Source organism: Neoroseomonas soli, assembly GCF_018129065.1.
Taxonomy (GTDB): Bacteria; Pseudomonadota; Alphaproteobacteria; order Acetobacterales; family Acetobacteraceae; genus Neoroseomonas; species Neoroseomonas soli.
On record NZ_JAAEDM010000067.1, the window covers coordinates 1 to 20800 of the forward strand.

A 20800-nucleotide genomic window follows, 5' to 3' on the forward strand; every position below is an offset into this window, starting at 1 on the left:
GGCTGCCGGACCAGACCATCATCCTCGGCGTCATCGACCTGCTGGACCAGAAGGTGGAAAGCGCGGAGACGGTGGCGGCGCGCATCCGCCGCGCCCTGCCGCACGTCGATCCGGCGCGCGTCATCGTCGCGCCGGACTGCGGCATGAAATACCTGCCGCGCGAGGTCGCGGACGGGAAGATGCACGCCATGGCGGAAGGAGCCGCCATCGTGCGGCGGGAACTGGAGGGGGCGTGATGAAGCCCTGTCTGCCGCCGCTCGACGTCACGCCGGTGCCATCCTGGACTGCGCCGCCGCTGTCCTGCGACTGCCACTTCCACATCTTCGGGCCGTATGATCGCTTCCCGCTCGATGCCGGGCGGCACTACGAACCGCAGGCGGCGCTGATCCCGGCCTATCTGCGCGTGGCGGAGGCGCTGGGGATCCAGCGCATGGCGATCGTGCAGCCGTCCGTCTATGGCACGGACAATGCGTGCTCGCTGGATGCGGCGGCGCGCTTCGGGTTCGACCGCGCGCGCGTCGTCGCGGTGGTGGACGATTCCTTCGACGAGGCGGCGCTGCGCGACCTGCACGCGAAGGGCACGCGCGGAGTGCGCTTCAACGCCGTGTCGGGCAACGGCACACCGCTGGAGCAGTTGGAGGCCCTCGCGCGGCGCATCGCCCCGCTGGGCTGGCATTTGCAGGTCTATGCGGAGGGGCAGCAGCTGCCCGACCTCGCGCCGCGCCTCGCCGCCCTGCCGGTGGAGGTGGTGGTGGACCACATGGGCGGCGTGCGCACGGACGAAGGGCTCAACGCGCCCGGCTTCCAGGCGCTGCTGCGGCTGGTCGGCAGCGGGCGGGCCTGGGTGAAGCTGTGCGGCTACCGCATATCCTCCGCCGGGCCGCCCTTCGCGGATGTCGCGCCCTTCGCCCGCGCCCTGCTGGATGCGGCGCCGGACCGCTGCATCTGGGGGACGGACTGGCCGCACCCTTCCCTGGCGGACTGGATGCCGGAGGACGGCGCGCTGCTCGACCGGCTCGGGGAATGGGCGCCGTCCGTCGCGGAGCGGCGCCGGGTTCTGGTGGACAACCCGGCGCGGCTCTACGGCTTCTGATCAGCGCCCGGCGGGCTGGAACATCAGCGCGAAGCCGGGGATGTAGGTGGTGAGGAACAACACCACCAGCATCCAGGCGATCTGCGGCCACATCGCCCGGCTGATGCGCGTGAGCGACAGCCCGCTGATCGCCATGCCGATGAACAGGCAATAGCCGATCGGCGGCGCCGCCATGCCGATCGACACGTTGGTCACGATGATCGCGCCGAAATGGATCGGGTCCACGCCGAACTTGTTGGCGATGGCGATCAGCATCGGCCCGAGGATCACCATGATGGCGATCTCGTCCATCACCGCGGCCAGCAGGAAGAAGGCGATGTTGAGCGCGGCGAGCGCCATCCACTTCTCGCTGACGTTGGCCGCCAGCCAGGTGGCGAAGTTCGTCGCGATCTGTTCCTGCGCCACGAGGATTCCGAAGCCCGCCGAGACGGCGATGATCGCGCAGACCATGGCGCTGGTCCGCATGGCATTGGCGAAGATCTTCGGCAGTTCGCGCCAGTTCAGTTGCTTCTCGATGAACAGCCCGACCAGCAACGCATAGACGCAGGACACGGCCGCCGCCTCGGTCGGCGTGAAGACGCCGCCATAGATCCCGCCCAGCACCACCAGCGGCGAGGCGAGCGCCCAGCGGCCGCGCGCGAAAGCGAGGGCCGCTTCCTTCACGCTGGCGCGCGGCAGGCGCGGCACGTCGTTGCGCCAGGCATGCACCCAGCAGATCACCAGCAGGCCAAGGGCGATCATCAGCCCCGGCACGATGCCGGAAAGGAACAGCCGCCCGATCGACTGCTCCGCCACGATGCCCCAGATCACGAAGGCGATCGAGGGCGGGATCAGCGGCCCGAGCACGCCGGCACTCACGGCGATGGAGGCCGCGAAGGCCTTGTCGTAGCCTGCCCTGGCCATGGCCGGCACCATGATGGCGCCGATCGCCGCGGTGGTGGCGGGCGCGGACCCCGAAATGGCGGCGAAGACCAGCGCGGCCAGCACGGTGACCATCGCGAGCCCGCCCCGCATGTGGCGCACCAGCGTCGAGGCCACGTCCACCAGCCGCTGCGACAACCCGCCCGCCGACATCAGTTCGCCCGCCAGCATGAACAGCGGGATGGCCAGCAGGCTGAACTGCTGCGACCCGCTGATGATGGACTGCGCGAGGAAGGCAGGTTCGATGTCGGCGGCGATCAGCGCACCGGTGACGGCGAGTGCGATGGCGATGGCGAAGGGCACGCCGAGCACGACCATCCCGGCGAAGCCGGCGGTCAGGAAGAAGGTGATCTCGCTCACGACAGGCTGCCTTCGCCTTCCGGCACCGCGCCGCCGGGGCGGAGCGCGCGCTCCAGCCCGAACAGCGCCATCAGCACTCCGCAGGCGATTCCGAGCGCATTGAGGATCTCGGTCGGGTATCCGATCGCGGCGGACACCGAGCCCGAGGTGATGTCGAGGAACCGCCACGCCGACCAGATGAGGAAGGCGCCGAGCGCCGTCGTCGCTGCATCGAGCACGCGCTCCGCGACGATGCGCCTGCCTTTCGGAAGCAGGTCCGTCAGCAGCGTCAGCCGCACATGGAAGCCTTCATGCACGCCGAGCGCGAGGCCGCCCAGCACGCTCCAGGAGAACAGCAGCACCGCCGCCTCCTCACTCCAGGAGGAAGCGGCGCCAAGCACGTAGCGGGTCACCACCTGGTAGACGATGCAGCCCAGCATCCCGGCGGCGGCGAGCGCGATGGACAATCGCGTCGCCCCCGCCACGAAGCGGGCCAGGTGGCCGAGGGCCGTCACTGCACCGCGGCCAGGGCGTCACGGATGATGTCGGCGCCGATCTGTCCGCGGAAGCTCTCGTACATCGGCAGCACGCCGCGGCGGAAGGCGGTCTTGTCCGGCACCTCGTTGATCTGCATGCCGTGGCGGCGCAGGCTTTCGAGGAATCCGGTATTCGCTGCCGCATTGGCGGTGCGCTGCGCGCGGATGGCCTCGGCGGCGGCTTCCTGCACCGGGCCCTTGAGGTCGGCGGGCAGGCGGTCGAAGCTGCGCTTGGCCATCAGCAGGCCGATCATCGAGTAGATGTGGCCGGTCAGCGAGAGGTACTTGGTGACCTCGTAGTACTTGTTCTGCTCGATGATGCCGAGCGGGATCTCGAGCCCGTCGATCGCGCCCTGCTGGACGGCGGTGAAGGTCTCGCCCCAGGCCATCGGCACGGCATTGCCGCCGAGGCTGCGGAACATCTCGATGTAGATCGGGCTCTGCAGCACGCGGAACTTGATGCCGCGCAGGTCCTCCGGCTTCACCACCGGCCGGGTGTTGTTGATCATGTGGCGGAAGCCGCCTTCCATGTAGCCGAGCGGCACGACGCCGCGGGCCTCGAGGCGCGTCTTGAGCGCCGCGCCGACCTGGCCGTCGAGCACGCGGTGGGCCTGTTCCTCGCTGGAGAACAGGAAGGGCATGTCGTTGACCTGGAAGGCCGGCTCGACCTGCGCGATGACCGCGTTGGTGATGACGCCCATGTCCACGGTGCCGAGGCGCATGCCGTCCAGCATCGGCCGCTCATCGCCCAGCGCGCGGTTGGGGAAGAGTTGCACGTCCACGCGTTCGCCCACTCGGCGCTCCAGCGCCTGCTTGAACAAGCGCGCGCCGCTGGCATAGGGATCGAGCTGGCCGTCGCCGCTGGTCCAGCCGATGCGCAGCACCGTGCGGTTCTGCGCCCGCAGCACGGTGGGCGCGATTGCAAGACCGAGAGTCGCGGCACCGAGGCCGCGGCGGCTGAGATGGGTCATCGGCGGTTTCCTCCAGTGTCCGGTTCGGCCCGGACGCGTCGCTGCAATGATACGGCGCCGCGATAGCGCCGCAAGACGGGCCTCAGTCGAGGCTCATCAGCCGCCCGAAGCCGGGCACGGCATCCGCGATGCCGCAGCGGCGCAGCATGTGCCAGGCCATGACCTGGTTGCTGGTGATGACCGGCATGCCGAGTTCCGCCTCCAGCGGCGCGATCAGCCCGGCGGAGCGGATGGCGGTGCAGGAGACGAAGCAGGCATCGGCATCGGTCGTGGCCGCCGCGCGGACCTGGGCGGCGATGCGGTCCGGCGGCATCTCCGCCATCTCGGCATTGGTGTTCAGCCCGCCCATGGACCCACCGGTCACGGTGATGCCATGGGCGGCGAGGAAGGCGATTTCCCGTTCATGCACCGCGGCGATGTAGGGCGTGACCAGCAACACGCGCCGCGCTCCGAGCGCCCCGAGGGCGGCGAGGATGGCATCGGCCGTCACCGTGGCGGGGCGGCCGGCGGCGTCCGCGATGCGGCGGGTGATGCCCTCCGCCATCTCCGGCGCGAAGGTGGAGACGGCCGTGCAGTGGAAGCCGATCAGCGCCGGGCGCGCATCCGCGAGCAGCCGGGCGGCGACCTCCAGCGAGTCCAGCATGCGCAGGAGTTCCGCTTCCGAACTGCCGCGTAGTTCCAGCCGCGTGACCAGCGCCGCCACGCCGGGCGGCAGCATGGCGTGGATTTCCGCCTCGCAGACCTGGTTGCCGGAGGGGACCAACAGCCCGATCCGGGCGCGGTCCCCGTAGTCGATCGCGCTCACAGGGAGGCCCGTGCCTCGGCGAGCCAGCGCCGGTCGATGTAGTCCGCCGCATGGGTGCGTGCGCGGGATGGCAGGTCGCGGATGAGCGCGCTGGTCTCGATCAGCGCCTGCACGCCGGCCTCGCTCGCTTCGCCGTCGCGGGGGAAGATGCCGTCGCGCGTGTATTCCTCCCAGGCGCGGTCGGCGTAGCGGGGCTCGATGCCGCTTTCCTTCACCGCGACGTCGCGGACAAGGTCGTGATCCGTGTGGAAGCGTTCATGCGCGCGCAGGAAGCCGCGCAGGAACCGCAGCAGCGTGTCGCGGTTCGCATCCGCCCAGCGGCTGTCCACGTCCAGGCTGGTGAACTGGAAGTCCATGCGCGGCTCGCACAGGGACACGAAGCCCTGGTCGAGCGCGATGTGGTTCAGCGGCGCGCCCTGCAGCCCGGCATCGATGCCGCCGCTGCGCAGCAGGTCCCACCGCGCGAGGATCGGGCCGCAGGGGACGAGTTCGTAGTCGCCGGGGTATTGCAGCCCCTCGGCCGCCAGCAGCTTCATGATCAGGGAGGAGGAACCGGCGCGCAGCGAGGAGACGCCGATGCGCTTGCCGCGCAGGTCCTTGAGCGACGCGATCCCCGCCCGCGCGATCAGCGAGAAGGGCAGGCGGTTCACATTGCCGCCGATGATCACCTGGTGCCCGCCGGATTCCGCGTCGAGGATCACATGCTCCGTCACGCCATAGGCCAGTTGCGCCCGGCCGGTGCTGACGCGGTCGTTGACCTCCTCGATACCCTCGATGTGCTCGATGGCGAGGTCGATGCCCTCGGCGGCAAAGAGGCCCGCATGCAGGCCGAGCCAGGCCGGCATGTTGAAGTAGTTGCGCGAGACGACGGCCATGGTCAGTGGGGTCATGGTTCCTCCTGCGGCGCGGCGTGCTTGGCCGGCCCTTGGCGCACGGCCATACTCCGGCCGCGCGATCCTGGCGACAGGGCCGGAGATTGACCGCAGCGCCGTCCGCTACCTAGCTGTCATTGCTATGGAGGTTGTCCCTCCGGGGCTGAGTTGGTTGGCTGTGGTTGCGGGGCCAACACCCAGCAACTCGGAGCCCCGGATGGACAGCCATGAGAATGCCCGAACCACGCCGCATGGTGGAATGCTGATGGTGCGGCTGAAATTGCCCCGCTTCCATGGACGGTTTGCGGGTAGTGATCAGTCCTTCATGAGAATCTTCCTCGCTTCGAATTCGCTGGGCGAGAGGTAGCCGAGGGACGAATGGCGTCTGGTCGGGTTGTAAAAGCCCTCGATGAAGTGGGACACGGCCATGCGGGCCTCGACCTGGGAGCGAAAGCGGCGCCGGTTGAGCAACTCGCACTCGAGCGTGGCGAAGAACGCCTCGGCCAGCGCGTTGTCGTAGGCGTCGCCGACCGAGCCGGTGCTGGGACGGACGCCGGCTTCGCGGCAGCGCATCCCGAAGGCCAGCGACGTGTATTGCCCAGGTTCAACTGGTCGCTGTGGTGCACGACATCGGCCGGTTTCCTCGTGGTGACGGCCATGTCGAGGGCATCGAGCACGAGTTGCGTACGCAGGTCGTTCGGCATCGCCCAGCCAACGATGCGTCGCGACCAGGCATCGAGGATGACGGCGAGGAACAGGAAGCCTGCCGCGGTCGGCACATAGGTGATGTCGGCGACCCACAGCAGGTTCGGCGCCGGCGCCGTGAAGACACGGCCGACGAGATCGTTGGGCGGCCTGTGCGTCGGCTCGCGCCGCGTCGTAGTCGGAAGCCGCCGGCGGGAGACGCCGCACAGCCCGGCCTGGCGCATCAGCCGCGCCACGCGCTTGCGGGCGATCGCCGCGCCCTCGGCCTGCAGTTCGGCATGCACCCGCGGCGCGCCGTAGGTCCCGTGCGAGCCAGCATGGATCGTCCGGATCCGGCGCAGCAGGACGGCACCCGCCTGGGCGTGCTCCGAGGCCGGCCGGCTCCGCCAGGCGTAGTAGCCAGAGACCGAGACCCGCAGCACGCGGGCCATGCCACGGATGGGGAATTCGGCCTGGTGCGCGCTCATGAAGCCGGGTCAACTTCAGCGCTACCTTCTCGTCTCTCCATGGATCCTCCCATGGATCCTCGTCGGTGATGGCAGCTGGCATGCTGGCGGCGGTCACCCCGCCCGTGGCGCGAACGGAAAGCCGTGACCTTCGCGCCGGGCTTCTGGGAGGCGCTGCGCCCACCGGCGAAGTCCGGCGCCACGGTGAATGCTTGCGCCCCGCCTGGCGGCGCATCCCGTCAAGCAGGACGAAGGCGGGCGTGATCATGGTGCCTGCGGACGCAGGTGGCCGATCCTGCTCACGAGCAGGCATTGCGCCTCCATCACGCCGGGCACCTGTTCCACGACGCGCTGCGAGATCAGGCTCGCGGCGATGCTGTAAAGCTTGCCGACATGGGTCACCGCATTCTTGCCGGCGACGGATTCCATCGTCATCGGCCGGAAGGGGGCGATCAGCCCGTTGACGCGATCGGCCAACCCGATGCTCGCTGCGATCGCGGCGCATGTGCGGGTGGCGCTCTGGCACCAGTTCGTCGTCCGGGACAGCGCACTCTCGCGCATGCTGCGCGGCTGGTCCGAGAGCGGCGCGTTCCACGCCTGGCCGGTCATCATCGCCGCCGGCCGGCGAACCGTGGCATGCTGCTCCGCGCACTCATGACGACGGCAGCCGACGCCGCGCCGCTGGCCGGCGCTCCCCCTCCGAACGACGAGGCAACGCCGGTCTTCGTCGCGCGCGGGCTGTGTAAGACCTACGGCAGCGGCGAGGCGACGATCCACGCGCTGCGCGACCTCGACCTCGACATCCTGCCAGGCGAGTTCGTGGTCCTGCTCGGCCCCTCGGGCTCCGGCAAATCCACCCTGCTCAACATCCTCGGCGGGCTGGATGCCCCGACCTCGGGCCGCGCGGCATGGCGCGACCATGAGCTGACCGGGGCGGACGAGGCGGCGCTGACCGCCTATCGCCGCGACCACGTCGGCTTCGTGTTCCAGTTCTACAACCTGATCCCCAGTCTCACCGCGCGCGAGAATGTCGAGCTGGTCGCCGAGATCGCGCGTGACCCGATGCAGCCGGAGGAGGCACTCGCGCTGGTCGGCCTGTCGCACCGGCTCGATCACTTTCCGGGCCAGCTCTCGGGCGGCGAGCAGCAGCGCGTCGCGGTCGCGCGCGCCATCGTCAAGCGGCCGGACGCGCTGCTGTGCGACGAGCCCACCGGCGCTCTCGACGTCGAGACCGGCAAGCTGGTGCTGTCGGCCATCGCGCGGGCGAACCGCGAGGTCGGTGCGACGACCGTCGTCATCACCCACAACGCCGCTATCGCCGGCATGGCGGACCGGGTGCTGCGCATGGGCGGCGGGCGCATCGTCGCGATCGAGCCGAACGCCCGCCGCCTCGCACCCGAGGAACTCGTGTGGTGAGCGTGCTGGACCGGAAGGTGCTGCGCGACGTCTGGGCGCTCCGCGGCCAGGTCGTCACGATTGCATTGCTGATCGGCGCAGGCGTGGCGGTGCTGGTCATGTCGGTCAGCAGCTTCCTCTCGCTCCGCGGGGCGCAGCAGGCCTTCTACGCGGAGAGCCGCTTCGCGGAGGTCTTCGCCGAGGTGAAGCGGGCGCCGCGCACGCTGCTGGCACGGCTCGCCGAGATCCCCGGCGTGGCGGTGGTGGAAGGCCGCGTCGGCGGCGAGGCCCGCGTGGACTGGCTGGGTGCCGAGGTGCCCGTCGCCGGCCGCGTCCTGTCCCTGCCGGCCAGCGGGGAACAGTCGCCCCTGAACCGCCTGCGGCTACTTGCCGGCCGCCTGCCGGAGCCGACCCGGCACGACGAGGCGGTGATCCACGCCGCCTTCGCCGAGGCTTGGCAGCTGCGCCCGGGCGACGAGATCGCGGTCATCCTGAACGGAAGGCGCGAGCGCTTCCGCATCGCCGGCATCGCGCATTCGCCGGAGTTCGTCTTCACCTCGCGCCCCGGCAACCCGCTGCCCGACGACCGCGGCTTCGTCGTGCTCTGGGCGAATGAGGAGGCGGTGGCGCGCGCCTTCGACATGCAGGGCGCCTTCGGCGAGGCGGTGTTGACCCTCGCCCCCGGCGCCTCGGAGCCCGCGGCGATCGCGGAGCTGGACCGGCTGCTGCTGCCCTGGGGCGGGCGCGGCGCCTACGGCCGGCGCGACCAGCCCTCGCACCGCTTCCTGGAGGACGAGCTGGCCGAGCAGCGCACGCTGGCCGTCACCGTGCCGCTCATCTTCTTCGGCATCGCCGCCTTCCTGCTGAACGTCGTGCTCGGCCGGATAGTGGAAGCGCAGCGCGAGCAGGTGGCGGCGCTGAAGGCGCTCGGGTATCCCTCCCTGCCGATCGCGGCGCACTACGCGAAGTTCGTGGCCGTGATCTGCCTGTTGGGCTCGGCGCTCGGCATTGCGGCGGGGGCCTGGATGGGCGCCGGGATGCTCGGCAACTACCGGCCCTTCTTCCGCTTCCCGGAGATGCCCTATCTCCTGCCGGCCTGGCTGCCGCTGGTCGCGGTGACGACGAGCTTCGCGGTGGCGCTGCTCGGCGTTCTCGCCGCGCTGCGGCGCATCCTGCGCCTGCCCGCTGCGGAGGGGCTGCGTCCGCCGCGCCCGGCTGCCTTCGGCGGGCGGGCGCTCAGTGGGCTTGGGCGTCGGCTCCCGGCCGGAGCGAAGATCCCGCTGCGCGGCCTGCTCGGCCGCCCGCTGCGCACGCTCCTCACCGTGCTCGGCATCGCGCTGGCCGTGCCGATGGTGGTGCTCGGCCTGTTCTGGTGGGACGCGATGGACAGCATGGTGGAGTTGCAGTTCGACCGCATCGAGCGCGGCGACGCCTTCGTGGCGCTCACCGACCCGCGCCCCTCCCGCGCCGTGCGCGAGATGGCGCGGCTGCCGGGCGTTCTGGCGGCGGAAGGGCAGCGCATCGTGCCGGTGCGGCTGCGGGCCGCGCAGCGCAGCCGCCTGCTCGCGCTGACCGGCCTGCCGGAAGGCGCGGAGCTGCGCGTGCCGCGGAATGCCGATCTCCGCCCGGTGCCGATCCCGCACGACGGCCTCGCGCTCAGCCGGCGGCTGGCCGAGCGGCTCGGCGTCCGGGAAGGCGATACCGTGCAGGTCGAGGTGCTGGAAGGCGCGCGCCGCGTGCACGACCTGCCGGTGGCCGCGCTGGTCGAGGACATCATCGGGTTCAGCGCACTGATGGAGATCGGCGCGCTCAACCGGCTGATGCGCGAGGACGACCTGGTCTCCCATGTGGCGCTGCGCGTAGACCCGATGGCGGCCGAGGTGCTGTGGCAGCACCTCGCGGAGCGGCCGCGCGTGGCTGCCACGAACGTCAAGGCGGTGTGGCTGCGCGTCTTCGACGAGGTCATCGCCGGCCTCGTGCTGACCAGCGCCATGACGCTGACCGGCTTCGGCGTGATCATCGCGGTGGGCGTGGTCTACAACAGCGCCCGCGTCGCGCTGCAGGAACGGGGCTGGGAGATGGCGAGCCTCCGCGTCCTCGGCTTCACGCGGCAGGAGGTGTCGCGCATCCTGCTCGCGGAACTGGCGGTGGCGGTGCTGGTCGCGGTGCCGCTCGGGCTCGTGCTGGCGCAATGGATTGTCGAGTTGGTCCTGGGCGCCCGGGACAATGAGAGCTTTGACGTCCCAGCTGCGATCAGCACGGCGACCTTCACGACGGCGGCGCTTGTCGTGCTCGGCGCGGCACTCGCCAGCGCGGTGGCGGTGCGGCGGCGGATCGACCAGCTCGATCTGGTCGCCGCCCTGAAGGCGAGGGATTGAGGGATGAGGCGGCAACTGCGCCGGGCTCTGATCGCCACCGCTGTCCTCCTGGCGTTGGGCAGCGGCCTGTTCCTGGCCTTTCGCCAACGGCCGGTACTGGTCGAGACCGAGCAGGTCGTGCGGGGCCGCTTCGAGGCCGTGGTCGAGGAGGATGGGCGCACTCGGGTGCGGGATCGCTATGTCGTCTCTGCCCCGGTCGCCGGCCGGGTACTGCGGCTTGGTGCGCGCGCAGGCGACGCGGTCGCGCATGGTGACCTGCTGGCGGAGATCCTGGCCGCGCCCTCAGCCCTGCTGAGTCCCCGTGCGCGGCGCGAGGCGGAGGAGCGCGTTGGCGCGGCAGAGGCCATGCTGCAGCAGGCCGGGATCCTGGTGGAGCGCGCTGCCGCCCAGCAGGCCCAGGCCGCGGCGGATGCCACGCGGGTGCGCGCCCTGCACGCACGCGGCGCCGCGCCGCTACAGCAGTTGGAGCGCGCGGAACTGACCGAACGCACCGCCGCGCGCGACATGCTTGCGGCCGAGCGACGCCGGCATGCCGCCGAGCACGAGCTGGACCAGGCGCGCGCCCTGCTCGCCTCCGTCGACGCGGCGGAGGAGGGCGGCCCGGAGCGCCGCGAGGTGCGCGCCCCCGTCGCAGGACGCGTGCTGCGCGTGCTGCAGGAGAGCGAGGCCGTCGTCGCCACCGGCACGCCCCTGCTGGAACTCGGCGATCCCGCCGAGCTGGAGGTGGTGGTGGACGTCCTCACCATGGAGGCTGTCGGCATCACCCCCGGCGCGCCGGTTGTCTTCGATCGCTGGGGCGGGCCGGCGCCGCTGGAAGGCCGCGTCCGCCTGGTCGAGCCCGGCGCCTTCACTCGCGTCTCGGCGCTCGGCGTCGAGGAGCAGCGGGTCTGGGTGGTGATCGACCTGGTCAGCCCGCGTGAGCGCTGGGTCACGCTCGGGGACGGCTTCCGCGTGGATGCGCGGATCACGGTGGAGGCGGCCGAGGATGCCGTACTGGTGCCTGTCAGCGCTCTGTTTCGCCGTGGGGCCGGATGGGCAGCCTTCGTCGTCGCGGACGGCGTCGCGCGCGAGCGGCGGGTCGAAGTTGCCCGCCGCGCCGCCCGCAGCGCCATGATCTCGACCGGGCTGGTGCCTGGCGAGACCGTGGTCGTTTTTCCGCCTACCGCGTTGGCGGATGGCACCCGTGTCAGCAGCGCAAGGTAACCAACCAATCTACAACCTCTGTAGGACAAGGCGAAAGTCTGCACTGGATTATCGCTAACCCATTGATCTTTCGTAGGCCGCCATCCCAAAGCTCTGCACTGCTTTGGGGCATGGCTCTGCACTGGCCTAAGAAATTGAGCCACCGCGATGCACTGGCCGAAACGACGGCGACAGAACGGCGCCCCTACTTGGCAAGGTGCTTGAGAAGCGGTGCACCGATCAACCGATCGATCGTACTGTCGGTCGTCTCGGTCTCGACGACCGGCCCGGAAGCTGGCACCGCGCACCACGCGGGCCATGGTGCGAATGGGGAATCGGCGTGGTGCGCGCTCATGAATTCGAAAACCCGGACGGGGTCCTGTCCCTCACGAAACAGGCCGCTGCCTTTGCCGGAATGTCGCGCTCTTGGCGCAGGCGGTGGTTCTCACGGCGGAGCCGGCTCAGCTCCTCGGCACTCGTCACGCGGCCGTCGCGCCGCTGGCCGGCATCGCGCTCAGCTTGGCGAACCCTGTGCGCGATCGGCCGCGCGTCCGGCTCGAACTCGCGGGCGAGGTCCTGCGGGGTTTGTCCCGATCGGACCAACTCACCCGTTGCCGCCCGAACTCAGGCGGGTAGGGCACTCTGAACCTGGGCATCACGGACACCTCCATCTCAAGCCTCGGGGTGCCCACCAAACCGGGTCAACATCAACTCCAAGGCCTCTCCACCTCCAGCGTGCCGGCCGCAGGCGCTCGCTATCGGCAGGTCGCGAATGTCCCAAGCAGAGCTGCCTGCATCGCCGGGGTCATATATGATGCAGCGATTGGCGCCATGATGGCGGTACCGGCGATCAGCGTGATGCAGAGGCTGATCGCTGGGTGCCGTGCTTTCGTGTTCGCGCCGCTCGTCATAAGTGCCCCGCTGCCGCGCGTTGAAGCCGGTCGACCGGTATTTCGGAGATCGGGATGCATAGTGCTGCAGCTACAAGGCTCAGAATGACGGCCAGCAGCCAAACGAAGTCGTAGGACCCGACCCGGTCGTAGGCCGCACCACCGAGCCAGCCGCCAAGGAACGAGCCCAACTGGTGGAAGAAGAGTACCACGCCGCCCAGCAACGACAGGTTCCGCACGCCAAAGATGCTTGCGACCGTGCCGTTGGTCAGCGGCACGGTGCCGAGCCAAAGCAAGCCCATCGACGCGCCGAAGACCCAGGCGACCCAGACGCTCGCCGGCGCCAGCACCAGCAACGCAATGGCAGCCGCGCGCGCGAGGTAGATGCCGGTCAGAAGCAGAGGCTTCCGCACGGTGCCACCCCATCGACCGAGCAGCCACGTTCCGGCAACGTTGAACAGGCCGATCAGCGCCAGCACCGCCGTGCCGGTCTCCAGGCTGAGCCCGCAGTCCAGCAGGTAGGCCGGCAAGTGGGTGCCGATGAAGACGATCTGGAAGCCGCAGACGAAAAAGCTCAGGCAAAGGAGCCGGAAGCCTGGGTGGCCGAGCGCCTCGTGCAGTGCGGCCCGGGCCGGTATGACAGGCTCAGCCAAGGCGGCTGGGACCCCTCCGCGCGCCAGTACCGGCACCATGAACAGCATGAGCACCGCGACGGCGGAGAGCACCTGCAAGGCCCCGTTCCATTCGAAGGCGCCGATCAGCCAGAGTGCGGTGGGCAGCATCGCGAACTGACCGAATGAGCCCACGGCGCCGACGATGCCCATCGCCTCGCTGCGACGCCCGGCCGGGACGACGCGCGCGACCGCGCCGAAGACGGTGGTGAATGCGGTGCCCGCCAGGCCCAGCCCGACCAGCACCCCGGCCGAGAGCATCAGAAGGCCCGGTGTCGTCGCCTGTGCCATGAGGGCGAGCCCGGCGGCATACAGGACAGCGCCGCCCGTGATGACACGGCCGTCACCGAACCGGTCGGCGAGCCGCCCCGCGAAGGGCTAAGCAATGCCCCAGACCAGGTTCTGCACGGCGATGGCCAGGGCGAAGACCTCCCGCCCCCAGCCCTGGCCCCCGACATCGGCTGCAGGAACAGGCCGAAGGCGTGGCGGATGCTGATCGAGATGGAGAGCACCATGGCCCCGGCACACAGTACCCAAACGGCTGCTCTGCCGAAGGATGGGGCCGCGGCGCCGCCTTGGCCCGCCATGACTGCGTCCTCCCTGTCCGGCGCGGATCAGCGCGGAAGCTGCTCCTTCAGCTGGTACCGCATGATCTTGCCCGAACCGGTGCGCGGAATCTCCACCGTCACTTGCACCGACTGCGGAACCTTGTAGGCCGATAGCGCGCCGCGGTACGCGGCGATCAGGGCAGGGATGTCCACGCGCTCACCGGGCTTTTCAGCGACGAACAGCACCGGCACTTCACCAAGTTCCGCATGCGGTGCCGCGATCACGGCGCAGTCACGCACGCCAGGGAAGGCGGCGGCCACTTCCTCAATCTCGGCTGGCGCGATGTTCTGCCCACCGCGGATGATGAGTTCCTTCAGCCGTCCGGTGATGGCGAGGAATCCCGCCGCATCGGTGCGGGCCAGGTCGCCGGTGTGATACCAGCCCTTGCGCAGCGCCTGCGCGGTCTGCGCAGGCTTGTTGTGATAGCCGAGCATCACGTTGGGGCCGCGCACGACGAGCTCGCCCTCCGCGCCCGGCGCCGCATCCTCTCCACTCGCCGGATCAAGCAGCCGCACCGTCAGGCCAGGAAGCGGCAGCCCGCAGGAGCCGAGCGGTCGCCCGCCCTGCATCCAGTTCATCGTGACCATGGTGCAGGTATCGATGATGCCGTAGCCGTCCAGCAGCGGCGAGCCGAAGCGGTCCTCCCAGACGCGGTTGAGCGAGGCCGACATGATCGCGCCAGCGGAGACCGAGCGGGTCAGCCGCGGCGCGACCGTCGGCTCGCCCTCTGGGATTGCCTGCAGCAGGTAATGGAACATGGTGGGCACGCCGGCGAAGAGCGTTGGTCGCCCCTCGGCCAACAGGCGTCGCGCTTCTCCGGTCGAATAGCGCTCCATGATGCGCACGGAGGCGCCGGTGGCGACGACCGAGAGGAAGGCGAGGTTCAGCCCATAGGAATGAAAAAGCGGCAGGGGCGAAAGGAATTCGTCCTGATCCGACAGACCGAGGATCGGTGCCCAGCAGGCCGCCGTCACCCAGAGCATCCCGCGCAGCGTCAGGACTACGCCCTTGGCCCGGCCTGTGGTGCCGGAGGTGTAGACGATGAAGGCGGGTTCCTCGAGCACCGGCGGGTCGGGTGGCGCCATCGGTGGCGCGCCGGCGGTCAGCGCCTCCAGCCCGCCGGCGCCGTCCGCGGCGACGATGACGGTCAGCAGCGCGGGTAGGCTGGCGCGGGCCTCGGCGATCACGACATCGCGCTCGGCGCTGACAATGACGGCCCGGCAGCCGGCGTCCTCCAGGCGATAGAGGATCTCGGGCACGTTCGCGTCGTGGCTGATTGGCACGTTGACGGCGCCGGCACGCAGGATGGCACAGGCGGATTCGATCCAGGCAACCGAATTCGGCAGCAGCAGCGCAACGCGGTCGCCCGGCGTGATGCCGTCCGCCGTGAGCTGCCCCGCGAGGTTGCCGCTGCGCAACGCGAGCTCCGCCCAGGTCACGTCGCGCGTGCTGTCCCGGAAGGCCGACTTTCCGCCCCGCACGGCGGCTTGGCGGGCGAGCAGGACGGGCAGTGGCGCGATGAGATCCGTGCGGATCACGTCAGCCCTGCCGGACGATCGGGCACGCGCTCTCCGACAGCGGTCGGTAGGCCTCATTGCACGGTCTGGCGGCGGCGCAGGCCGAACTCGTGCGCGGCCTTCACCGCATTGATGAAGACCGTCCCCGATCCCGCGATCGCGACGACCTGCGCGCCGGAGCCCTGTGCGCGCAGCAGGAAGGAGGACAGGTCCGCGCTCTCGACCGGGTAGCGCACCGTGCCTGTGACCTGGCCGCCGGCGGCCCGCACCATCTCGATGGTGTCCGATTCCAGCGCGCGGCCGAAGCCGAGGCAGTTGTGGCGCAGATCACCGCCGCGGGCGGGCGCGCCATCGCCTATGGCGCCGACGTCACCGACTATGCCGCGGTCAAGGCGATGATGGAGAAGGTAGCGGTGGATCTCGGCGGCATCGACATCCTCGTCAACAACGCCGGCCTCGCGCTGCGCAAGCGCTTCGTCGAGACGGGGCCGGAGGACTGGCATTCGCAAATCGACGCCTGCCTCTATGGCGCGCTGCATTGCTGCCACGCTGCCGCGCCCTTCATCGAGGCGCGCAAGAACGGCCGCATCATCAGCCTGGTTGGCGACAGTTCCCGCGTCGGCGAGAGCGGCCTTTCCATCGTTGCCGCGGCGCGTGGCGGCACCATCGCGTTGATGAAGTCACTGGCGCGAGAGATGGGGCGGTCCTGGACCACGGCGAACGTCGTCAGCCTTGGACTGATCGAGACGCAGCACTCCGACAAGGCATGGCTCGACGCGAACCGCGAGAAGCTCACCCGCGCCTATCCGCTGCGCCGCCTGGGCCTGCCGGAGGACGTGGCGCCGACGGTGGTGCACCTTGCCACGCCTGGCGCGTCATGGATTACGGGGCAGGTGATCAGCGTCAGCGGAGGCTTCAGCATGGTGGGCTGAGTCCCTTCATCCGCGTATGACGGACGGGGTTCGGACCGACGGCACTGACCAGCCCCATCGAGTGGCCAGAACGGAGTCTTACAGGCGCCCTCCATCGGTTGCCTTGCGGCGCGCCGCGCTGATCGGCCCGGACGGCCGCGCCGAAATCACCCAGTTCCGCGACGCCATCGACCTGGGTGAGGGACGGTTCCATATGTCCGGCCTGCTGCGCGGCCACCGCGGCACCGAGGACCCAATCGTCTCCCGTGTGAATAAGCGCCGGATCGGGGCCCTCCCGAAAACGGCCGCAACTCGCTGATTGTGTGGCTTAATCTGGCCATTACGTGGGGTCCTGATCGGTGCCGATCGGGACCCCACCTCTGCGCTGGTTTCCTGCGCTTTATCAGAGCGGTAGCCCGAATTCCGGCGGGGAACCGGTTCGGTGCTTACTTACACCAAGGGCTCCGTCGCCGCGCTGACGCATAGACCGAAACGTCTCGGCGAGTTTCCGCAGCGAAACGTATTAGCCGTTAGATCCCTCCGGATGCGCAACGGTCCCCAATGCGACCGGCATGCCCGTGAAGACGTGGCGATACATCTCTTCCGCGGCTTCGACGACGCGATCTGCCTCAAGCAGCGAGATGATGTCATCGTGCTGTTCCGCCGCTTGGCTGGTCCGTAGCGACCGGTGCAGCAGCGCATGGCGGATGGGCTCGGCCATTTCATAGACAACGTCGAGGGCACGCCCAAGCGGCTCATTCGGCGCGTGGGCGCGAAGAACGGCGTGAAAGGCAATGTTGGCCTCGATGTAGCGCTCGACGTCTCCGGCGGCGCGGTGCGCCCTCATGGTGGCATTGGTCGCGTGCAGCTCCGCGATCAGCTCCGGCGTCACGCGGCCGAGCAGCCCCAGGACGACCTGCTTCTCCAGCAGCGCGCGCACCTCGTAGATCTGGCGAACCTCCGTCGCGCTCACCTCGCGGACGCGGAATCCGTGGCGCGGCTCATGGGTGACGAGGCCGCGGCGTTCGAGCAGCCGCAGCGCCTCGCGGATCGGCGCGCGGGAACAGCCGTATTCGATCTGGAGGGCCTGTTCGCGCAGCGGCGCGCCTGCGGCGTGACGCCCGGCGATGATCTCGCGCCGGATCTGTTCCATCAAATGGTAGGGGAGAGGCTTCGGAAGCAGATCCTGGGACATGCCGTCTCCCTGGTATGATGACGCTTGTGCGGAGCGGCAGCGGCAAGACCCGGCTGGCGCCACGGAAGTGCCGCGTACCAAGCGCGGCGCGATTTGTCGACAAACGACAATCGCTGATTTAATGATCTCATCAGGAACCGCCAGCCAGGAACAGGGCATGGCGGGACAAACGAAACGACACGGCCGCACTCAGGGTCTGTGGATGGGGAAACGCCAATGAGAATGCACCGCCGTGCGCTGCTGGCCGTCGCCATGGGATCCTCAGCCCTCGGCACAGGGCCGCTGCGGCCCGGGTCGGCGCGAGCGGCAGGCTTCCCCGAGCGGCCGGTGCGGATCCTCCTTCCCTTCGCGCCCGGTGGGAACTCCGACATCGTCGCCCGGCTGATCGCGCCCGTCATGGCTGCGCGGCTCGGGCAGCCGGTCGTTGTCGAGAACCGGGCCGGCGCCGGCGGCAGCATCGGCGCGACAGCGGCCGCGCGCTCGCGCGCCGATGGCTACACGGTGCTGTTCGGGTCCACCGGGCCGCTTTCGGTGAACCCAGCCGTCCAGGCGAACCTACCCTACGACGCCGTGCGTGACTTCGCGCCGATCGGGCTGCTGTCCCGCACGCCGCTGGTGCTTGCCGTGACCGCGGGGCTGCCGCCGCGGACGCTCGCCGAGTTCATCGCCTATTCCAAGGCAAATCCGGGAAGGGTGACGATCGCGTCGGCCGGGACCGGCAGTTCCACGCATCTCGCGCTGGAACTCTTCAACGCCGCATCCGGCGCGGGCCTGACGCACGTCCCCTACCGTAGCGGCGGCGACCTGATTCCGGACCTCATGGCGGGCAATGTCGCCAGCACCATGACCGAGATCTCCACCGCGATGCCGCTGCACCGCGAGGGGCGCATCCGCATCCTGGCGATCGGTTCGGCACGACGCTCCTCTATCGCCAGCGACCTGCCGACCTTCATCGAGGCCGGCCTGCCCGAGTACACCGCCGGCAGCTACACGGCGCTGCTCGTGCCGGCGGGCACGCCGGATGACGTCATCGCCATCCTGCGGGATGCGCTGGCTGCGGCTATCACCGATCCGGGCGTGATCGCGCGACTACGGGAGATGGGCACAGACGTCGCCGCGCCCGAGGAGGTGACACCCGCGGGGCTGACCAGGGTATTGCAGCAGGAACTGGAGCAGGCGCAGCGCGCGGCCGTGATCGCCGGATTGCGGCAGTGACCGCCGGCGTGCCGCCGCGCGCATCCTTTTCCTGCGCCGCCGTCGATCGGATCGTGCGCGCCGGCCTCCCGGCGTGACGGGCTCTTTGAGACGGTTACGGGTCTTCATGACCCACAGCGAGGCGGAACTGCCGCACTCCTTCCAGATGGCGCCGCTCGATGCGCTGCGCGACTGCGCGGATGTCGTGTTCAATCGCAGTGGTCGCATTCTCGTGGGGCGCGACCTTGCCGACGCCGCGACTGGCTGCCAGGCCATCATCGCGCACCGTGCCACACCGGGCACGGCAGAGACCTTCGCTGCGGCGCCGGACCTCATCGCCTTCCTCCGCGCTGCGGTCGATGTCAGCACAATCGACCTCGTGGCCGCATCCGCCCAGGGAGTGCTGGTCACGCGGGTCTCGCCGGGCTTCAGCGATGCGGTGGCGGAACTCGGCCTCGGCATGATGGTCGACTTGGCGCGCGGCGTGTCGCGGGCTGGCGCGGCCTATCGATCGGGCCGTGTGCCTCGTCCGGGCAGTGGGTTCCAGCTGAACGGGGCCACCCTCGGCATCGTTGGGTACGGGCGGATCGCACGGCGGCTCGCGGCCATCGCGCGCGGCATCGGCATGACTGTGCTGGCCTCGGACCCGCATGTGGAGATCGGCGATCCGGGTGTCGTTGCCGTGTCCTTCGGGGCGCTGCTGAAGGGATCTGACATCGTGGTCTGCCTCGCTGCATCGACGCCGGAGACGATCGGGCTCTTCGGCCAGGGCGCCTTCGGCGTCATGAAGCGGGGCGCGGTCTTCATCAACCTCTCGCGCGGCGAGTTGGTGGACGAAGGGGCGCTCGAAGCGACGCTCGATCGCGGGCACCTGCGCGGCGCCGGCCTTGATGTCGGCAGCGCGGAGGACCAGCTGCCGCCTCCGCGCCTGGCCCGTCGCGCCGATGTCGTCGCGACGCCGCATATCGGCGGCGTGACGCGCGAGGCCCGCGCGCATCAGGCGATGGACATCGTGCGGCAGGTCACCGCGCTGTCCGAGGGACGCGTGCCCGAAGGCGCCATCAACGTGGACGCCGCCCATCGCCTGATGCGGCTGCGGCCGCAAACGGCCTGCGCAGGAGGATCCGAACCATGACCATCAGCAGACGCAGCACCCTAGGCGGCTTGGCCGCCGCCATGGCGATCCTCCGCGCGTCGTCCGTGCAGGCGCAGGACGCCCCGCGCTGGCCGACGCGACCGATCCGGATGATCGTCGCCTTCGCGCCCGGAGGCTTCACGGACATCGCCGGGCGCGTGATGGCTCAGGCGCTGTCGGCCGAGCTCGGCCAGCCGGTCGTGGTCGAGAACCGCGCCGGCGCTGCCGGGCTGATCGGCACCGAGGCCGCGGCCCAGGCCGCGCCCGATGGCTACACGATCCTGCTCGGCACCATCAGCACTCACGCGATCAATGTCGGGCTCTACCGTACCCTGCCTTACGATCCGCTGCGCAGCTTCATCGCCGTCTCGGGCGTCTCGAGCGGTCATCTCGTCTTGGTCGTTCACCCCTCGGTTCCGGCGAACAGCGTCGCTGAACTGGTGGCCCTCGCGCGCGCGGAGCCGGGGAAGCTGAGCTACGGCTCGGGGGGCAACGGCACGACGAGCCACCTGGCCGGGGAGCTGTTCAAGGCCCTCGCGGGGGTGGACATGTTGCACGTGCCCTTCCGCAGCCCCGCGCCGGCCGCCTCCGCGCTGCTGGCCGGACAGATCAACGTCATGTTCGACACGGTGCCCTCGGCCTTGCCCCAGATCCGGGCGGGGAAGCTGCGTGCCCTCGGCGTCAGCGCGCCGCAGGCGATCCCGGAACTGCCCGGCGTGGCGCCAGTGGCCGCCACCGTGGCCGGCTTCGACGCGGGAACCTGGGTCGGATTCTACGCCCCGGCCGGAGTTCCGGCGCCGATCGTCGCGCGCCTCGACGAGGCGACGCAGAAGGTGCTCCGCACCGCCGAGATCAGGGCGCGCTTGAACGAACTCGGCATGGAACCCTTCATCGCGGGGTCGGAGCAACTGGCGACGTATCAGCGCGCCGAGATCGAGAAATGGGTGGGGGTCATCCGGCGCGCGGGGATCACGCCGGACTGAGAGCCCATGGCGCAGTCTGAGGGCGGCGGCGTCGAGGCTGCGGAGAGCGCCA

18 protein-coding genes and 3 pseudogenes are annotated in these 20800 nt (G+C 69.9%); 10 read left to right on the forward strand and 11 right to left on the reverse strand.

What is annotated here, in order from left to right:
- A pseudogene (locus GXW76_RS19260) lies at window positions 1–236 on the forward strand (5-methyltetrahydropteroyltriglutamate--homocysteine methyltransferase); the annotation flags it as partial.
- Window positions 236–1093: an amidohydrolase family protein gene (locus tag GXW76_RS19265; RefSeq protein ID WP_211863728.1), complete on the forward strand. Its 858-nt coding sequence runs from the start codon at window positions 236–238 to the stop codon at window positions 1091–1093. The pseudogene GXW76_RS19260 and the gene GXW76_RS19265, both read left to right, overlap by 1 nt.
- On the opposite strand, the gene GXW76_RS19270 is transcribed toward GXW76_RS19265, so the two are convergent.
- From GXW76_RS19270 to GXW76_RS19300, 7 genes and pseudogenes are all read right to left on the reverse strand, one after another.
- Window positions 1094–2374, reverse strand: coding sequence for a TRAP transporter large permease (locus GXW76_RS19270; RefSeq protein WP_211863729.1), 1281 nt, complete (start codon window positions 2372–2374; stop codon window positions 1094–1096). It lies immediately after the preceding gene.
- Window positions 2371–2868, reverse strand: coding sequence for a TRAP transporter small permease (locus GXW76_RS19275; protein ID WP_211863730.1), 498 nt, complete (start codon window positions 2866–2868; stop codon window positions 2371–2373). Before GXW76_RS19275 ends, GXW76_RS19270 begins: the two co-directional genes overlap by 4 nt.
- Window positions 2865–3860 carry a TRAP transporter substrate-binding protein gene (locus tag GXW76_RS19280; RefSeq protein ID WP_211863731.1) on the reverse strand — a complete coding sequence of 332 codons (996 nt, stop codon included), beginning with the start codon at window positions 3858–3860 and terminating at the stop codon, window positions 2865–2867. The genes GXW76_RS19275 and GXW76_RS19280 overlap by 4 nt, the downstream gene beginning before the upstream one ends.
- 82 nt (window positions 3861–3942) lie before the next feature.
- Complete coding sequence (locus GXW76_RS19285; protein WP_211863732.1) at window positions 3943–4665, reverse strand: maleate cis-trans isomerase family protein; 723 nt, start codon at window positions 4663–4665, stop codon at window positions 3943–3945.
- The gene (locus tag GXW76_RS19290) at window positions 4662–5555 is read right to left on the reverse strand and encodes an ABC transporter substrate-binding protein (protein ID WP_211863733.1); all 894 of its coding nucleotides are present in this window, start codon (window positions 5553–5555) and stop codon (window positions 4662–4664) included. The genes GXW76_RS19285 and GXW76_RS19290 overlap by 4 nt, the downstream gene beginning before the upstream one ends.
- Window positions 5556–5852: 297 nt before the next feature.
- Window positions 5853–6709 (reverse strand): annotated as a pseudogene (locus GXW76_RS25780) (IS3 family transposase); the annotation flags it as partial.
- 243 nt (window positions 6710–6952) lie between these two features.
- On the reverse strand, window positions 6953–7249 hold the full coding sequence (locus GXW76_RS19300; RefSeq protein ID WP_211863735.1) for a methionine adenosyltransferase: 297 nt from the start codon (window positions 7247–7249) through the stop codon (window positions 6953–6955).
- Window positions 7250–7324: 75 nt separating this feature from the next.
- On the opposite strand from GXW76_RS19300, the gene GXW76_RS19305 reads away from it, so the two are divergent.
- The 3 genes from GXW76_RS19305 to GXW76_RS19315 are packed head-to-tail and all read left to right on the forward strand — an operon-like array spanning window position 7325 to window position 11664.
- Window positions 7325–8104 carry an ABC transporter ATP-binding protein gene (locus tag GXW76_RS19305; protein WP_246514528.1) on the forward strand — a complete coding sequence of 260 codons (780 nt, stop codon included), beginning with the start codon at window positions 7325–7327 and terminating at the stop codon, window positions 8102–8104.
- On the forward strand, window positions 8101–10461 hold the full coding sequence (locus tag GXW76_RS19310; RefSeq protein WP_211863736.1) for an ABC transporter permease: 2361 nt from the start codon (window positions 8101–8103) through the stop codon (window positions 10459–10461). The genes GXW76_RS19305 and GXW76_RS19310 overlap by 4 nt, the downstream gene beginning before the upstream one ends.
- Before the next feature lie 3 nt (window positions 10462–10464).
- Entirely contained in the window at window positions 10465–11664 is a 1200-nt protein-coding gene (locus GXW76_RS19315) for an efflux RND transporter periplasmic adaptor subunit (RefSeq protein WP_211863737.1), read from the forward strand.
- Between the two features lie 886 nt (window positions 11665–12550).
- Here the strand turns inward: GXW76_RS19315 and GXW76_RS19320 are convergent.
- The 3 genes and pseudogenes from GXW76_RS19320 to GXW76_RS19330 form a co-directional block, all read right to left on the reverse strand.
- Window positions 12551–13570 (reverse strand): annotated as a pseudogene (locus GXW76_RS19320) (MFS transporter); the annotation flags it as partial.
- A gap of 248 nt (window positions 13571–13818) precedes the next feature.
- Window positions 13819–15351 carry a class I adenylate-forming enzyme family protein gene (locus tag GXW76_RS19325; RefSeq protein WP_211863738.1) on the reverse strand — a complete coding sequence of 511 codons (1533 nt, stop codon included), beginning with the start codon at window positions 15349–15351 and terminating at the stop codon, window positions 13819–13821.
- A 53-nt stretch (window positions 15352–15404) separates the two neighbouring features.
- Window positions 15405–15689 carry an ABC transporter substrate-binding protein gene (locus GXW76_RS19330; RefSeq protein WP_338151000.1) on the reverse strand — a complete coding sequence of 95 codons (285 nt, stop codon included), beginning with the start codon at window positions 15687–15689 and terminating at the stop codon, window positions 15405–15407.
- On the opposite strand from GXW76_RS19330, the gene GXW76_RS19335 reads away from it, so the two are divergent.
- Both GXW76_RS19335 and GXW76_RS19340 read left to right on the forward strand, forming a co-directional pair.
- Window positions 15579–16262: an SDR family NAD(P)-dependent oxidoreductase gene (locus GXW76_RS19335; protein ID WP_246514535.1), complete on the forward strand. Its 684-nt coding sequence runs from the start codon at window positions 15579–15581 to the stop codon at window positions 16260–16262. The genes GXW76_RS19330 and GXW76_RS19335 overlap by 111 nt on opposite strands.
- Before the next feature lie 103 nt (window positions 16263–16365).
- A complete protein-coding gene (locus tag GXW76_RS19340; RefSeq protein ID WP_211863741.1) occupies window positions 16366–16560 on the forward strand; it encodes a GTA baseplate fiber-binding domain-containing protein in 195 nt (64 codons plus the stop codon).
- Window positions 16561–16764: 204 nt separating this feature from the next.
- On the opposite strand, the gene GXW76_RS19345 is transcribed toward GXW76_RS19340, so the two are convergent.
- Complete coding sequence (locus GXW76_RS19345; RefSeq protein ID WP_211863742.1) at window positions 16765–17436, reverse strand: GntR family transcriptional regulator; 672 nt, start codon at window positions 17434–17436, stop codon at window positions 16765–16767.
- A 216-nt stretch (window positions 17437–17652) separates the two neighbouring features.
- On the opposite strand from GXW76_RS19345, the gene GXW76_RS19350 reads away from it, so the two are divergent.
- From GXW76_RS19350 to GXW76_RS19360, 3 genes are all read left to right on the forward strand, one after another.
- On the forward strand, window positions 17653–18651 hold the full coding sequence (locus GXW76_RS19350) for a Bug family tripartite tricarboxylate transporter substrate binding protein (RefSeq protein ID WP_211863743.1): 999 nt from the start codon (window positions 17653–17655) through the stop codon (window positions 18649–18651).
- A 106-nt stretch (window positions 18652–18757) separates the two neighbouring features.
- Window positions 18758–19765, forward strand: coding sequence for an NAD(P)-dependent oxidoreductase (locus tag GXW76_RS19355; protein WP_211863744.1), 1008 nt, complete (start codon window positions 18758–18760; stop codon window positions 19763–19765).
- A complete protein-coding gene (locus GXW76_RS19360) occupies window positions 19762–20748 on the forward strand; it encodes a Bug family tripartite tricarboxylate transporter substrate binding protein (protein ID WP_211863745.1) in 987 nt (328 codons plus the stop codon). The genes GXW76_RS19355 and GXW76_RS19360 overlap by 4 nt, the downstream gene beginning before the upstream one ends.
- Window positions 20749–20800 lie beyond the last annotated feature (52 nt).